Origin of the sequence: Streptomyces lacrimifluminis (assembly GCF_014646095.1) — a bacterium.
GTDB lineage: Bacteria > Actinomycetota > Actinomycetes > Streptomycetales > Streptomycetaceae > Streptomyces > Streptomyces lacrimifluminis.
Genome location: NZ_BMMU01000007.1, coordinates 91,313 through 104,804 on the forward strand (window position 1 = coordinate 91,313; position 13,492 = coordinate 104,804).

Genomic DNA, 13,492 nt, shown 5'->3' on the forward strand with positions numbered 1-13,492 from the left:
GTGGCGCGAGCGTGCGGGGCGGAGCCTCTTGGATCACTCTGGGTTTCTCGTGATCACCCCAGAGTGAGGAGCACGCATGCGCCATCCCTTTGTCCGGGCCCTGTCCCGGTCGCTGGCCCTGGCGACCGCGGCGGCCGTGATACCGCTGGCGTCCGCCGCCCCCGTGGCTGCCGACGGCGTGGTCGTCGGTGGGTTCCCTGTCGATGTGTCCGAGGGTCCGTGGACGGTGGCGCTGTCCAGCCGTGACCGGTTCGGGGGTACGCGCGCCGGGCAGTTCTGCGGTGGCGTGGCCGTCGGCCGGACCACCGTACTGACCGCGGCTCACTGCATGGGCGCAGACGTCTTGGGGACACCCCCCAACCGTGCAAGGGACTTGAAGGTCATCACCGGACGTACGGACCTGACGTCGGCCCAGGGCAAGGAGATCGCCGTACGCGACACCTGGGTCAATCCGGGCTACGACAAGATCAGCAACGCCGGGGACTTCGCCGTGCTCATCCTCGCCGAGGCGCTTCCGGAGGGCTCGGTCATCGGGATGGCGGCTGCAGGCGACCCGGCCTACCAGCCCGGTACGAGTGCCACGGTCTACGGCTGGGGCGACATCACGGGAGGCGGCGACTACGCGCGCAGTCTGCGGGCCGCACGGGTGCAGGTGCTGTCCGACGCGCTCTGTGAGCGGACCTACCCGGGCAGCGCCGACGGAAAGTACCGGGCCGACAGCATGCTGTGTGCCGGCGAGGCCGCAGGGGGGCCGGACGCCTGCCAAGGGGACAGCGGAGGGCCGCTGATCGCTCAGGGCCGACTGGTCGGGCTCGTGTCCTGGGGGAGCGGCTGTGGACGGCCCGGCAGTCCGGGCGTCTACACGCGCGTCTCGGACGCCGTACGGACGTTGGGGTGGGGTTCCGCCGTCGCTGCCGGGAGCGACGGCTGAGGGCGTGTGGGTGGCGACCTGAGGGGGCTTCTGGAGTTGTGCCCCGACGTGATGGGCGCCTGATGGCCGCTGAGCGGCTTGAGTGAAGCGGGCGGCCACTCCTGGGATAGGAGTGGCCGCCCGAATCAACCGACCTGTGCCGGGGCTGGCTCGTCGTCGACGCGCAGTATCAGCGTTCCTCTTCGTTGGAGCTGGCCGGAACGGTCGTCAGTCGCTCCGTCTCGTCCTGTATCTCAGCGGCGATCTTCTTGAGTTCCGGCTCGAACTTGCGACCGTGGTGGGCGCAGAAGAGCAGTTCTCCGCCGCTCGCCAAGACAACGCGAAGGTATGCCTGGGCGCCGCAGCGGTCGCAGCGATCAGCGGCCGTCAGCGGGCTCGCGGGGGTCAGAACAGTAGTCACGTCGCCTCTTCTCTAGCTCGACGAGCTGTCGTACCAGGGTCAACATCCAACCAGGCCGAAAACGTTCCCGCTCGTGGCCCTTCCTTGAAAAAATCTTTTCGAGGCGGCTGTCTGATTCCGGTTGGCGGCGAATGTGCCGTATTGCGTGTCTATGTGTCTGTACGGGTTCGCGCTGTCTGTCGTCTGTAGGGGGTGTGGGTCCTCCGGCTGGGTTGCCGGTTGTTCATGAGGACGTGCCCGGAGCCTAAATGGTTCATGCCTGGAAGGGAACGTGATATGTACTTCACTCCATCGAGGGATCGAACAAGCATGCGACTCTGGATTAGTGTGAGTTTCGCCGAGGGTGGTGTTACATCGGCTCTACCAGGCCTCGGTACCCTCTGAGCGGCGACCGAAGCCACGCCCTTACCCATCAGGGCGCCAATTGAAATTCAGCGAGGAGCGAACCGCGTGACCGCCGATACGTCCGTGCCGTCCACAGCGCTGCTGGCAGGAGCAGACCGGGACGGTTCCAACTACACCGCGCGGCACCTGCTCGTCCTCGAAGGGCTCGAGGCCGTGCGAAAGCGCCCGGGCATGTACATCGGGTCCACCGACAGCCGTGGCCTGATGCACTGTCTCTGGGAGATCATCGACAACTCCGTGGACGAGGCTCTCGGGGGCTACTGCGACCACATCGACGTCATCCTGCACGACGACGGCTCCGTCGAGGTGCGGGACAACGGCCGCGGCATCCCTGTGGACGTCGAGCCCAAAACCGGCCTCTCCGGTGTCGAGGTCGTCATGACCAAGCTGCACGCCGGCGGGAAGTTCGGCGGCGGCTCGTACGCAGCCTCCGGTGGCCTGCACGGGGTGGGCGCGTCCGTGGTGAACGCGCTCTCGGCGCGCCTGGACGTCGAGGTCGACCGCGGGGGGAGCGTCCATGCGATCAGCTTCCGACGGGGCGTGCCCGGCTCCTTCTCCGACGTGGGCCCGGACGCCACGTTCGAGATGGGCGGCCTGCGCAAGACCAAGCGGATCCCCAAGACCCGCACCGGTACGCGAGTGCGGTACTGGGCCGACCGCCAGATCTTCCTCAAGGACGCCAAGCTCTCCCTGGAGAACCTCCATCAGCGTGCTCGGCAGACCGCGTTCCTGGTGCCGGGCCTCACCATCGTCGTCCGTGACGAGGTAGGGCTCGGCGAGGGCGGCAGCAAGGGCGAGGAGTCCTTCCGCTTCGACGGAGGCATCAGCGAGTTCTGCGAGTACCTGGCCACCGACAAGCCGGTCTGCGACGTCCTCCGCTTCTCCGGGCAGGGATCCTTCAAGGAGACGGTCCCGGTCCTCGACGACCACGGGCAGATGACCCCCACCGAGGTCACCCGCGAGCTGGGTGTCGACGTGGCGCTGCGCTGGGGGACGGGTTACGACGTGACCCTCAAGTCGTTCGTGAACATCATCGCCACGCCCAAGGGCGGCACCCATATGGCGGGATTCGAACAGGCCGTCGCGAAGACGATGAACGAGGTGCTGCGCACCAAGAAGCTGCTGCGCGTGGCCGAGGACGACATCGTCAAGGACGACGCCCTGGAGGGCCTCACCGCGGTCGTCACCGTGCGTCTCGCCGAGCCGCAGTTCGAGGGGCAGACCAAGGAGATCCTCGGCACCTCGGCCGCCCGCCGCATTGTCAACACCGTGATCAGCAAGGAACTCAAGGCGTTCCTGACCTCCACCAAGCGGGATGCCGCCGCGCAGGCCCGTGTGGTCATGGAGAAGGCTGTGGCTGCGGCGCGTACGCGCATCGCGGCCCGTCAGCACAAGGACGCGCAGCGCCGCAAGACCGCACTGGAATCCTCCTCCCTGCCCGCCAAGCTCGCCGACTGCCGCAGCGACGACGTCGACCGCAGCGAGCTCTTCATCGTCGAGGGCGACTCCGCGCTCGGTACGGCCAAGCTCGCCCGGAACTCGGAGTTCCAGGCACTGCTGCCGATCCGCGGCAAGATCCTCAACGTCCAGAAGTCGTCCGTGACCGACATGCTGAAGAACGCCGAGTGCGGCGCGATCATCCAGGTCATAGGGGCCGGATCAGGCCGTACGTTCGATATCGACGCGGCCCGCTACGGCAAGATCATCATGATGACCGATGCCGACGTCGACGGTTCCCACATCCGCACCCTGCTTCTCACCCTGTTCCACCGCTACATGCGGCCCATGGTCGAAGCGGGCCGGGTGTTCGCCGCGGTGCCGCCGCTGCATCGCATCGAGCTCATCCAGCCGAAGAAGGGCCAGGACAAGTACGTCTACACGTACTCGGACCGTGAGCTGCGCGAGAAGCTTCTGGAGTTCCAGAGCAAGGGCGTCCGCTTCAAGGACTCGATCCAGCGTTACAAGGGCCTCGGCGAGATGGACGCCGACCAGCTGGCCGAGACCACTATGGACCCGCGCCACCGCACCCTGCGCCGGATCAACCTGTCCGACCTGGACTCCGCCGAACAGGTCTTCGATCTTCTGATGGGCAACGACGTCGCTCCTCGCAAGGAGTTCATCTCCAGCTCGGCGGCAACGCTGGACAGGTCGCGCATCGACGCGTAATCGTCCGGGTTTCGGTGCCGGGGCAGCGCTTCCACGCGCTGGCCCGGCACCATCTCTCCACCCCGGGGTGGACCTCCCCCCCGTTGCGAATCCGCCCATGACCCACCCCTGGTCCGATTCTGTGACCTGCCGATTTCCGTAGCGGCGAAGGCGTCGACAGCACCCGCTGCCGACACCCGCTCCTTCTTCGCCACCGAGGCCTGATGCCCGGGCTCGCTGATGCCTTGCTGATCGTCGCCGTCGTCATCCTGGTGGTCGTACGACAGTTCCGCACACGTCGCATGGACGCGGACCGGCGCTGGTGGGCCGTGCCCGCGATCCTGACCGTGGTGGCGCTGCGAGAGCCCGGACCCGTCGACATCCACCACCGCGAGGAGTCGATCATCCTGCTCGCGGTCGAACTGCTCATCGGCCTCGTCACCGGAGCCGGCTGGGCCTGGACGACCCGCGTCTGGGCGGAGGCGGACGGTGTGGTGTAGGGCCGGAGCACCAAGGGCGAGCGCCACCGTGTGGATCATCGGGATCGGCCTCCGCGTCGATTTCCTCGCTCTGGGTGCGGCGCTCGGAGTCCACCACGACACCTCGGCCCTTCTCTTCGCCCTCGCGGCGGCCCTCCTGGTCCGCGCCGGAATCCTGCACTGGCGGACGAGTCCCTGCGCCGGGCATCCCCGCACTCGGAGCCGCTTCCTCCGGCGTCCACGCCCTCGGTCCACCGGCAGCGCTCAGCCGCGGGGGAATCTCAGGCAACCGCCGTCGGCTCGCCCGGGCCACCCGGATGCTGGTTTTCGGCATGCTGCTGCGGGGAGCGGTCAGCAGCAACCCGCCCCGGGGCTGGGACTCGGCTCCGGCCGTCGGGGAAGTGCTGTTCGCCGCGCTGCTCGCCCGGGCGCTCTACCGGACAACGTTCCAGCACCGCCTGTTGCCCTCTCTTGCCCTCCTGCTGCTGCTTCAGGGCCTCGCTGTCGCGGGCCAGACCGCGGACCTCCGGGTGCCGGCTTTCGTCCTGTGGTGCGGGTGGGCGATCACGGCCCCGGAAAGAAAGCCCATGCCAGCCGCTCTGCCCATGAGCATCGTGGCCCTCTGCTCGTACGCACTGGTCAACGACGATCCCTTGCTCACCACAACCGTCACCAGCATCGGTCTCGCACTTGCACTCGCACTCGCCGGATACGTCCTGCGGCTCGACGCCGAGGCACGTGGCAACGCCCAACTGCTCCTCGCTCAGGAGCGAGCCGCACGGGCCGCCGAAGCGGAGTCGGCGGCGCTCGCGGAGCGCGCCCGGACAGCGCGGGAGATCGACGACGTACTGGCGCACAGCCTCTCGGCGCAGCTGGTGCACCTGGAGGCGGCCCCGCCTGCTGATCGAGCGGGGCGCCGACCGGGACCGGATACCCGAACGGGCGGTGGCGACCGTGAAGACCCACATCAACAACCTCTTCGCCAAGACGGGGATCAAGGACCGTGCGCAGGCGGTGCGTTACGCCTTCGGGAGGGGAATGGTGCGGTCTCCCACGGGGTGAATCACCTAATGGGGTGAAGACTGTGGAGAAGAAGAGTCGGGGATCTTCCCGATCTGTCCATCCTTGGGCATGCAGTCAAGCACCGGTCGCCCCAACAGACGCGGGGGCGGCCCTGAGAGTTCGGCCGAGACCCCCGAAGGTCGTGACACCGTCCCGACGCACACGGGGGTGGGCGGGGACCCGCGGTTCGACGATCCCTGGTACGACGCGCTCGCCTCTGGCTGGGGCGAGTTGGACGGCACGGGTGCGCCCGCCCCCGTCGTCCCGCCCGCGCGCCGGCAGCAGGAGAGCCGGGGTGGTGGCGCGGCCGACGTCTACCTGGAGGTACAGCGCAGCGCTGCATTCCAGGAGGTGCGCAGTCGGTACCGGAGGTTCGTGATCCCCGGTGTCGCCATCTTCTTCTCCTGGTACGTGGGTTACGTGGTGACCGCGACCACGGCGCCCGGATTCATGGCCCGTCCCGTGGTGGGGGCGGTGAACGTGGCGATGCTGGCGGGACTCGGACAGTTCCTCACGACGTTCCTGTTCACCTGGGCGTACGCGCGGCACGCACGGCTGCGCAGGGACCGGGCCGCGCTCGATCTGCGCTGGGACACCCAGGAACTGACGCGTGGCCTCAGAGGCGGTGGATCGTGACCGGCAACCATCAGATGCTGGCGCTGGTGCTGTTCAGCGCGTTCGTGGCCGTCACCCTGGCCATCACCACGTGGGTGAGCCGACACCGACAGGGCTCGGCGGAGGAGTTCTACGCGGGTGGTCGGCTCTTCTCCCCGATGGAGAATGGTTTTGCCATCGCGGGCGACTACATGTCTGCCGCTTCCTTCCTCGGCATCTCCGGCCTCATCGCGCTCTTCGGCTACGACGGCCTGCTGTACTCGGTCGGCTTCCTGGTGGCCTGGCTCGTCGTGCTGTTCCTGGTCGCCGAACTGGTGCGCAACTGCGGGCGGTTCACACTGGCCGATGTCGTCGCGTCGCGGATGCGGGAGCGGCCGGTGCGGATCGCTGCGGGAACTTCCTCGGTCACCGTGTCCGTTCTGTATTTGGTGGCGCAAATGGTGGGGGCGGGCAGCCTGGTCGCGCTGCTGCTGGGCGGGACGAGCGAGGCGGCGCAGTCCTGGACGGTGATCGCGGTCGGCGCGCTCATGGTGATCTATGTGTCGTTGGGAGGGATGCGGGCCACTACGTGGATCCAGATCGTCAAGGCTGTCCTGCTGATGGGCGGGGCGATCACACTGACCGTGCTGGTGCTGGTGCGGTTCCACGGCGACTTCGACCAACTGCTGCGCACGGCGGCCGAGCGCAGTGGTCACGGTGACGCGTTCCTCGCCCCCGGGCTGAGGTACGGCGGCGACTTGACCTCGCGCTTCGACTTCATCAGCCTGGGGCTCGCCCTCGTACTGGGTACGGCCGGGCTGCCGCACATCCTCTCCCGCTTCTACACCGTGCCGACCGCTCGGGCCGCGCGCCGGTCGGTCGTCTGGTCGATCGGGCTCATCGGTGGCTTCTACCTCATGACGATCGTCCTCGGCTTCGGCGCGGCGGCGATCGTCGGACCGCAGGCCGTCCGCGGGTCGAACGCGGCCGGGAACACGGCGGTCCCGCTGCTGGCCCTCGACCTGGGCGGCGGAGCGGACTCCACAGGCGGAACGGTTCTGTTCGCGATCGTCGCGGCCATCGCCTTCGCAACGATTCTCGCGGTGGTCGCGGGCATCACCCTCGCGTCCTCGGCGTCCGTGGCCCACGACCTGTACGCGTCACTGCGGCGCCCGCGCGCCAAGCCGCGCAGCGAGGTGGCCGTGGCCCGTACCGCCGCCGTCGGCATCGGAGTGGTCGCGATCGCCCTCGGCCTGCTGGCCCGAGACCTCAATGTCGCCTTCCTGGTGGGCCTGGCCTTCGCTGTCGCGGCGTCCGCGAATCTGCCGGTGCTGCTCTACTCGCTGTTCTGGGGCGGCTTCACGACCAGGGGGGCTGTGTGGTCGGTGTACGGGGGGCTGATTCCGTCAGTGGTTCTCGTACTGCTGTCGCCCGTGGTGTCGGGGAGCCCCGAATCGCTGTTCCCGGGGGTGGACTTCCAGTACTTCCCGTTGCAGAACCCGGGCCTCGTCTCGATCCCGTTGGGATTCCTCGCCGGCTGGCTCGGCACGGTGACCTCGGCCGAGGAGCCGGACGAGGCCAAGCACGCGGAGACCGAGGTGCGGTCGCTCACGGGGGCGGGTGCCGTGTGACGGGCGACGATTTCACCGCCGTAGGGCCTTGACGGGCAGGGGACTGGCTCAGGGGGCCACCCATGCGTACCGGTGTTCGGGGCGGCCCGTGTCGCCGTACTTGAGGGAGAGGCGGAGGCGGCCCTCCTGTTCCAGATGACGGAGGTAGCGCTGGGCCGTGGAGCGGCTCAGGCCTGTCTCGACGGCCACCTCGTGAGCCGAGAGCGGGTGGCCGGCGCGGTGAAGCACGCCGCAGATGAGGTCCGTGGTCGGTTCCGAGTGGCCGCTCGGCAGGCCGGGGGACGACGCGGAGGGCGAGGTGCGCAGGGCACCGAAGATCTGGTCGACCTGCTCCTGGCCGGCGTGGCTCCGGTCCTCGACGTGGTCGACGGTGCGGCGCAGGACGGCATAGGAGTCCAGGCGGGTGCGCAGCGCGGCGAAGGTGAACGGCTTGACCAGGTAGTGCAGGGCGCCCAGGCGCATCGCGGTCTGTACGGTCACCACGTCGCTAGCCGCCGTGATCATGATGACATCGGTGCAGTGGCCCTGTTCCCGCATGCGGTGAACGAGTTCGAGCCCCGTCTGGTCGGGCAGGTAGTGGTCGAGCAGGACCAGGTCGATGGTGCCCTGCTGCACGGCGGCCAGGGCTTGGGCGGCGGTGTGCGCGCGGGCGGCGACCCGGAATCCGGGAACCCTGCCCACATACCTGGCGTTGATCTCTGCGACACGGAGGTCGTCGTCCACTACCAGGACGTCAATCATCGGGCCTCTCCCTCGGGGCCGACGAGCGGCAAGCCCGTGCGGTGAATCCGTGTTGCGGCTCCGCGGCTTCGGCGCGCGGAACGAGCAGAACAGATTTTCGCAAGCAGAAGAACGCCTTGCGCCCCGAAGTCCGATGTTGTGGCATGCGCCATGTCTCCCGCCATCGAACAGCGGGGCGCGAGCAAGATCTTCACAACTGCGTCGTGCTCGCTCTCAGGGGCGGGTCGCCCACACATAGCGGTGTTCCGGGCGGCCCGCGTCACCGTACTTGAGGGTCAGCCTGGCCCGTCCCGTGCGCTCCAGCAGCTTCAGATAGCGCTGGGCGGTCTGACGGCTCACCCCGGTCCGTTCGGCGATCTCCTGAGCCGACAGTGGGCCTTCGGCGTTCACCAGGGTTCGGCGCATGAGTTCCGCGGTGGTGGGGGAGTGCCCCTTGGGCAGTTCGGGCTCGGGCCCGGAGGACAGGGCGCCGAAGATCCGGTCCACCTCGGCCTGTTCGGCCTCGCCGCCGCCGTCGAGGGTGCGACGCAGCTCCGCGTACGCCTCCAGCTTGGCGCGCAGCCCCGCGAAGGCGAACGGCTTGACCAGATACTGCAGTGCTCCCTGTCGCATCGCCGCCTGTACGGTCGACACGTCCCTGGCCGCCGTCACCATGATCACGTCGGTCTCGTGGCCGCGCCGTCGCATCTCCTGGACGACCGAGAGGCCCGTGCCGTCGGGCAGGTAGTGGTCCATGAGGACGAGGTCGAGGTGCGGCAGCGCCTCCAACTGCCGCAGCGCCTCGGCCGCGCTGTGCGCCGCTCCCGCGACATGGAAGCCGGGCACCTTCTCCACATAGGCGGCGTTGACGCGCGCCACCCGGGTGTCGTCGTCCACGACCAGGACCTCGATCATCTCGACTCCTCCTGTGCGGCGGCGCCGGTGGCCGTAGTGGTGGCCGGGGGCGGTGCCGTCTCCGGGACACTCACGCGCTCCGGCGCCGGTGTCGGCTCCGCGAGTGCCTCCGGCAGTACGACGCTGAACTCCGCGCCCCCGCCCTCGGCCTCGTCCACGCGCGCGCTGCCGCCCTGCCGCTCCGCGAGCCGGCGTACCAGGGGCAGCCCGATGCCACGCTTGCCGTGTGCCGGGGGCTTCTTCGTGGACCACCCCTCCGTGAAGATCAACTCGCGCTGTTCCGCCGGGATTCCGGGCCCCGTGTCGCGCACCCTGAGGACCGCGGTCCGGCCCTCCGCGCGCAGTTCGACCTCCACGCGCGCGTGCGCCGTGCCGGCGACGGCGTCCAGCGCGTTGTCGACCAGATTGCCGACGACGGTGACCAGTCCCCTGGGATCGATCAGCCGGTCCGGGAGCAGGGTCCGGTCCGAGACCCACAGGGCGACACCGCGCTCCGCCGCCACGGTGGCCTTGCCGACCAGCAGCGCGGCGAGCAGCGGATCGCGGATCTTCTCGGCGACCTGCTCCGCGGTGGCCCGGTGGTCGCCCACTACCTCGCCGATGAACTCCGCGGCGTCTTCGTACATCTCCAGTTCGAGCAGCCCCAGAAGCGTGTGCATGCGGTTGGCGTGTTCGTGGTCCTGGGCGCGCAGGGCGTCGAGCAGACCGTGCGTGGAGTCGAGTTCGCGGCCGAGCTGCTCCAGCTCGGTGCGGTCGCGCAGGGTGGCGACGGCGCCCCCGTCGTCGGTTGGCATGCGGTTGGCGACCAGGACACGCTGGCCGCGCACGGTGAGCAGGTCGGTTCCGGTAACGCGTCCGGCCAGTACATCGGTCGTACGTCCGGCACCGAGCGCCTCGTCCAGGGAGCGGCCGACAGCTTCCTCGCCGATGCCCAGCAGGCGCTGTGCCTCGTCGTTGAGGAGCCGGACGCGGCCCGCGCGATCCAGGGCGACGACACCCTCGCGGATGCCGTGCAGTACGGCCTCACGCTCCGCCAGCAGTGCCGCGATGTCCGAGAAGGCCAGGTCCCGGGTCTGCCGCTGCACTCGCCGGGAGATCAGCCAGGCTGCGAGGGTACCGACGGCCATGGCGCCACCCGCGTAGGCCAGCAACCCCGGAATCGCGTGGAACAACCGGGCGCGCACGCTGTCGTACTCGATGCCGACCGAGACCGCGCCGACGACCCTGCCGCCGGTGTCGCGCAGCGGTACCTTGCCACGGGCCGAGCGGCCCAGGGTGCCGCTGTCGATCTCCATGACCTCCTTGCCCGCCAGAGCCTGGCGGGGGTCGGTGGAGACGACCCGGCCGATCTCCTTCGGATCCGTGTGCGACCAGCGCACGCCTCGCATGTCCATCACCACGACGTACTCGGCCCCGCTGGCCTTCCGGATCCGCTCCGCCTCGGCCTGCACCGGCCCGTCGACCGACGGCCGGCTCCCCTGCAGATCCGCGGCGATCTGCGGCTGGGCCGCGGTGGTCTGCGCGATCGCCAGTGCCCGGCGCATCGCCTGGTCGTCCAGCTGATCGCTGAGCGGCGCGAGGAACAGCCCGGTCGCGAGCACCGCGACTCCCGCGGCGATCGCCACCTGCATCAGCAGCACCTGCGAGAACATCCGCCGCGGCAGACCGAGGCGCAGGCGGCGTCCAGGGGGAGTGGGGCTCATACCCATGACGGTACGGGGATGAGTGGCCCGTGCCGTAGTGGGGTGTGACGTGGATTCCTTGATCAATGCATGTACAGGCGTGTGTAGGCATGTACGGAGTGCTTGACGGGTGGACCGCGGGCCGTACGGGACAGCGCCGTGCGGTCAGCGCGCCGGAGCCGTGGACTCCAGTTCGCGCACCGCCACCACGTCCATCCGGGCCGGCGAACCCAACGCCGATCCGCAGCTCTCCGGGCGAGGTGGCTGCGAGGCGCCCTGGGCCACCGCGACACTCCACCGGCGTCCGTCCGCGTGCGCGACGGTCACCTCCCAGTGCGGGGCCGAGCCGTCCGTCCGTACGACGCTCACCGTGTCCACCGCGTACTCGCGCACCGCCGAGCGGACGGCCAGTTCCGCGGCCTGTCCGGGCCGCTCCCAGGCGGAGCCGCCGCGACAGCCCTCCACGACGACGCGCCCTTCGCGCACGCCCTGGAGGACTTCCTTCACGTGCGGGGCCTGGGCACGGCCGTACGCGTATCCGTACGGCAGGACGAGCAGCGTCGGCGAGAAGCGGTGTCCGCCGAGGTGCGTGACCTCCCAGGCGCCCTCGACCCCGGAGGCGGCCAGTTCGGCGGCGAGAGGGCGGCCGAGCAACGCGCAACAGCGGTCGCGCTTGCCGTTGGTGCAGACGAGCGCGAGGGGGTCCCCGGTGTGGGGCCGCCCCTGGAGCGCGGCGTCGAAGGTCTGCGGGGTGCCCTGGCCGAGTGAGACGAAGTCGAGGTCGAGCAACTGCTCGGGGGCGCGGGTCGTGGCGCTGTGCAGCCAGACGTTCCCCGGTGTGGTGTGGGCCGCGTACACCTGCCGGACCGCGGGTGTGCCGAAGTCGGCGTGGCGGCCGGGGCGCCGGATCAGCGCGATCCGTACGCCGGTACCCTCCGCAGCCTTCTCCAGGGCGTGGCCGAGTGCGGGGTCCAGGTGGCTCATGGTGAGCGCCTGGGCACCCCAGGGGCCCGACTGCTCCAGCAGCAGCCACGTCCTCGCGGTCGCCGCGGTACCCGCGATGGGCTCGTCGAGGTCCCGGGAGACGGTTGCGCACCTACTCACAGAGGTGAGCCTAACCTGACTTGGGGCGAGGCGACTTCCGGCCGCGCGGAACGGGTGGTTCCGGGGCTGTCGGCTACTTCGGGAGTGGTTGCGGAGGGCGCTCGCCCACGTAGGTTCCCGACGGGCGCATCCGTAGCGGGCGCTCGCCGTACTCCTCCAGGGCGTGTGCGATCCAGCCCGCCGTACGGGCGACGGCGAAGATCGTCTCGCCCGCAGACGCTCCCATGCCGCAGGCGACGGTGAACGCGGCCAGGGCAAGGTCCACGTTGGCGTGCAGAGGGGTGTGACGGGCGGTGGTCGTCACGACGTCCCGGGCCGCGGCGAGGGCGGGCGCGGCGTGCGGCATCTCGTCGAGGAGGGTGAACAGGGCACGCGCGCGTGGATCCTCTCCGGGGTAGAGCCGGTGGCCGAGCCCGGGGACGCGGCGGCCCGCGCGCAGTTCGTCCGCGACCACGGGAGCCGCGTCTCCCTCGTCGAGCACGTCGAGCAGCATCCGGTGCGCCAGGCCGCTGGCGGCGCCGTGGAGGGGGCCTTCGAGGACTCCGAGCCCGGCCGAGACGGCCGCGTAGGGGTGGGCGCGGGCGGACGCGGCGACCCGTACGGCGAGGGTCGAGGCGGCCAGGTCGTGGTCGACGAGGAGGCCGAGTGCCGTGTCCAGGGCGCGCAGTGACGCCTCGTCGGCGATCCGCACGGTGAGCCGGCCCCAGAGGCGCTGGGCCAGTGGACCCTCGTCGCGGTGGCCGGGAGCGCGTGACGGCAGAGCGGCCACGAGGGTGGGGATGAGGGTACGAGCGGTGCCCAGGACGGTGTCCTCGGAGAGGTCGAAGCGGAGCGGATCGACCGCTGCCGCGGCGATCGCCGCCACCCGGAGCCGGTCGACCGGGTCGCTGTGCTCCGGCAGCGCGTTGACGGAGCGGCGGGCGGCAGCGACGGAGGCACTGGGCGCCGTGAAGGTGGCTCCGGGGCGCAGGGTCCCAGTCCACAGCCATTCGGCGACTTCTTCGTAGGAGTGGCGCGCGGCCAGCTCGGCGGCGTCGACGCCCCGGAAGTAGTACCGGTCCTTGTCGATGAGGGTGAGCCGGGTCCGTACGGACAGTTCGCCGCCCGAGGCCGAACTCCCGCCGCTCTCCCGCTTGTTGCGGCGGGCGAGCGCCTCCACCTCCATGGCGTCGAAGGTGCTGCCCCGGCCCCCGGGGTCGCGTCGGCTGCTGAGCTGACCGCGGCTCACGTACGCGTACACGGTCTCGGGCTTCACGCCGAGCAGCTCGGCGGTCTCCTTGGTGCTCAGCCGACGGCTGGTGTGGTCGGGGGCGGGTTCCTGATCGTGCATGGGCTCACCGTATCCGTATGGACTGAATGTTGACTCAATCAATATTGACATCGTTTCAGTCAATCATGGACAGTCGAATCAAGTTCAGGGAGGA

At 69.7% G+C, this 13,492-nt stretch carries 11 protein-coding genes and 1 pseudogene; 6 read left to right on the forward strand and 6 right to left on the reverse strand.

Features of this window, described 5'->3' with window-relative positions:
* Nucleotides 1-76: 76 nt before the first annotated feature.
* Nucleotides 77-931: a S1 family peptidase gene (locus IEY89_RS13170; RefSeq protein WP_189147557.1), complete on the forward strand. Its 855-nt coding sequence runs from the start codon at nt 77-79 to the stop codon at nt 929-931.
* Nucleotides 932-1,100: 169 nt separating this feature from the next.
* Here IEY89_RS13170 and IEY89_RS13175 read toward each other — a convergent pair whose 3' ends face one another.
* On the reverse strand, nt 1,101-1,331 hold the full coding sequence (locus IEY89_RS13175) for a DUF7455 domain-containing protein (RefSeq protein ID WP_055532400.1): 231 nt from the start codon (nt 1,329-1,331) through the stop codon (nt 1,101-1,103).
* A 450-nt stretch (nt 1,332-1,781) separates the two neighbouring features.
* On the opposite strand from IEY89_RS13175, the gene IEY89_RS13180 reads away from it, so the two are divergent.
* The 5 genes and pseudogenes from IEY89_RS13180 to IEY89_RS13200 all read left to right on the forward strand — a co-directional run bounded on the left by IEY89_RS13180 (nt 1,782) and on the right by IEY89_RS13200 (nt 7,647).
* Nucleotides 1,782-3,902, forward strand: a complete 2,121-nt coding sequence (locus IEY89_RS13180; protein ID WP_189147558.1) for a DNA gyrase/topoisomerase IV subunit B — start codon at nt 1,782-1,784, stop codon at nt 3,900-3,902.
* A 203-nt stretch (nt 3,903-4,105) separates the two neighbouring features.
* Nucleotides 4,106-4,381: a hypothetical protein gene (locus tag IEY89_RS41905; RefSeq protein WP_189147559.1), complete on the forward strand. Its 276-nt coding sequence runs from the start codon at nt 4,106-4,108 to the stop codon at nt 4,379-4,381.
* Between the two features lie 924 nt (nt 4,382-5,305).
* Nucleotides 5,306-5,422, forward strand: a pseudogene (locus tag IEY89_RS40610) (LuxR C-terminal-related transcriptional regulator); the annotation flags it as partial.
* A 69-nt stretch (nt 5,423-5,491) separates the two neighbouring features.
* The gene (locus tag IEY89_RS13195) at nt 5,492-6,058 is read left to right on the forward strand and encodes a DUF485 domain-containing protein (protein WP_189147561.1); all 567 of its coding nucleotides are present in this window, start codon (nt 5,492-5,494) and stop codon (nt 6,056-6,058) included.
* Entirely contained in the window at nt 6,055-7,647 is a 1,593-nt protein-coding gene (locus IEY89_RS13200) for a monocarboxylic acid transporter (RefSeq protein WP_189147562.1), read from the forward strand. Before IEY89_RS13195 ends, IEY89_RS13200 begins: the two co-directional genes overlap by 4 nt.
* 48 nt (nt 7,648-7,695) lie before the next feature.
* Here IEY89_RS13200 and IEY89_RS13205 read toward each other — a convergent pair whose 3' ends face one another.
* The 5 genes from IEY89_RS13205 to IEY89_RS13225 all read right to left on the reverse strand — a co-directional run bounded on the left by IEY89_RS13205 (nt 7,696) and on the right by IEY89_RS13225 (nt 13,398).
* Nucleotides 7,696-8,388: a response regulator gene (locus IEY89_RS13205; protein WP_189147563.1), complete on the reverse strand. Its 693-nt coding sequence runs from the start codon at nt 8,386-8,388 to the stop codon at nt 7,696-7,698.
* A 213-nt stretch (nt 8,389-8,601) separates the two neighbouring features.
* Nucleotides 8,602-9,282 (reverse strand): response regulator, encoded by a 681-nt coding sequence (locus tag IEY89_RS13210; protein ID WP_189147564.1) that lies wholly within the window; start codon nt 9,280-9,282, stop codon nt 8,602-8,604.
* Nucleotides 9,279-10,985, reverse strand: a complete 1,707-nt coding sequence (locus IEY89_RS13215; protein WP_229695200.1) for an ATP-binding protein — start codon at nt 10,983-10,985, stop codon at nt 9,279-9,281. Before IEY89_RS13215 ends, IEY89_RS13210 begins: the two co-directional genes overlap by 4 nt.
* Before the next feature lie 144 nt (nt 10,986-11,129).
* The gene (locus IEY89_RS13220) at nt 11,130-12,068 is read right to left on the reverse strand and encodes a ferredoxin family protein (RefSeq protein ID WP_189147565.1); all 939 of its coding nucleotides are present in this window, start codon (nt 12,066-12,068) and stop codon (nt 11,130-11,132) included.
* A 73-nt stretch (nt 12,069-12,141) separates the two neighbouring features.
* Nucleotides 12,142-13,398 (reverse strand): citrate synthase family protein, encoded by a 1,257-nt coding sequence (locus IEY89_RS13225; RefSeq protein WP_189147566.1) that lies wholly within the window; start codon nt 13,396-13,398, stop codon nt 12,142-12,144.
* Between the last annotated feature and the right edge of the window lie 94 nt (nt 13,399-13,492).

Coding starts and splice junctions, on each gene's coding strand:
- IEY89_RS13210 (WP_189147564.1), bottom strand. CDS start 9,282: ATGATCGAGGTCCTGGTCGTGGACGACGACACCCGGGTGGCGCGCGTC.
- IEY89_RS13170 (WP_189147557.1), top strand. CDS start 77: ATGCGCCATCCCTTTGTCCGGGCCCTGTCCCGGTCGCTGGCCCTGGCG.
- IEY89_RS13215 (WP_229695200.1), bottom strand. CDS start 10,985: ATGAGCCCCACTCCCCCTGGACGCCGCCTGCGCCTCGGTCTGCCGCGG.
- IEY89_RS13225 (WP_189147566.1), bottom strand. CDS start 13,398: ATGCACGATCAGGAACCCGCCCCCGACCACACCAGCCGTCGGCTGAGC.
- IEY89_RS13205 (WP_189147563.1), bottom strand. CDS start 8,388: ATGATTGACGTCCTGGTAGTGGACGACGACCTCCGTGTCGCAGAGATC.
- IEY89_RS41905 (WP_189147559.1), top strand. CDS start 4,106: ATGCCCGGGCTCGCTGATGCCTTGCTGATCGTCGCCGTCGTCATCCTG.
- IEY89_RS13195 (WP_189147561.1), top strand. CDS start 5,492: ATGCAGTCAAGCACCGGTCGCCCCAACAGACGCGGGGGCGGCCCTGAG.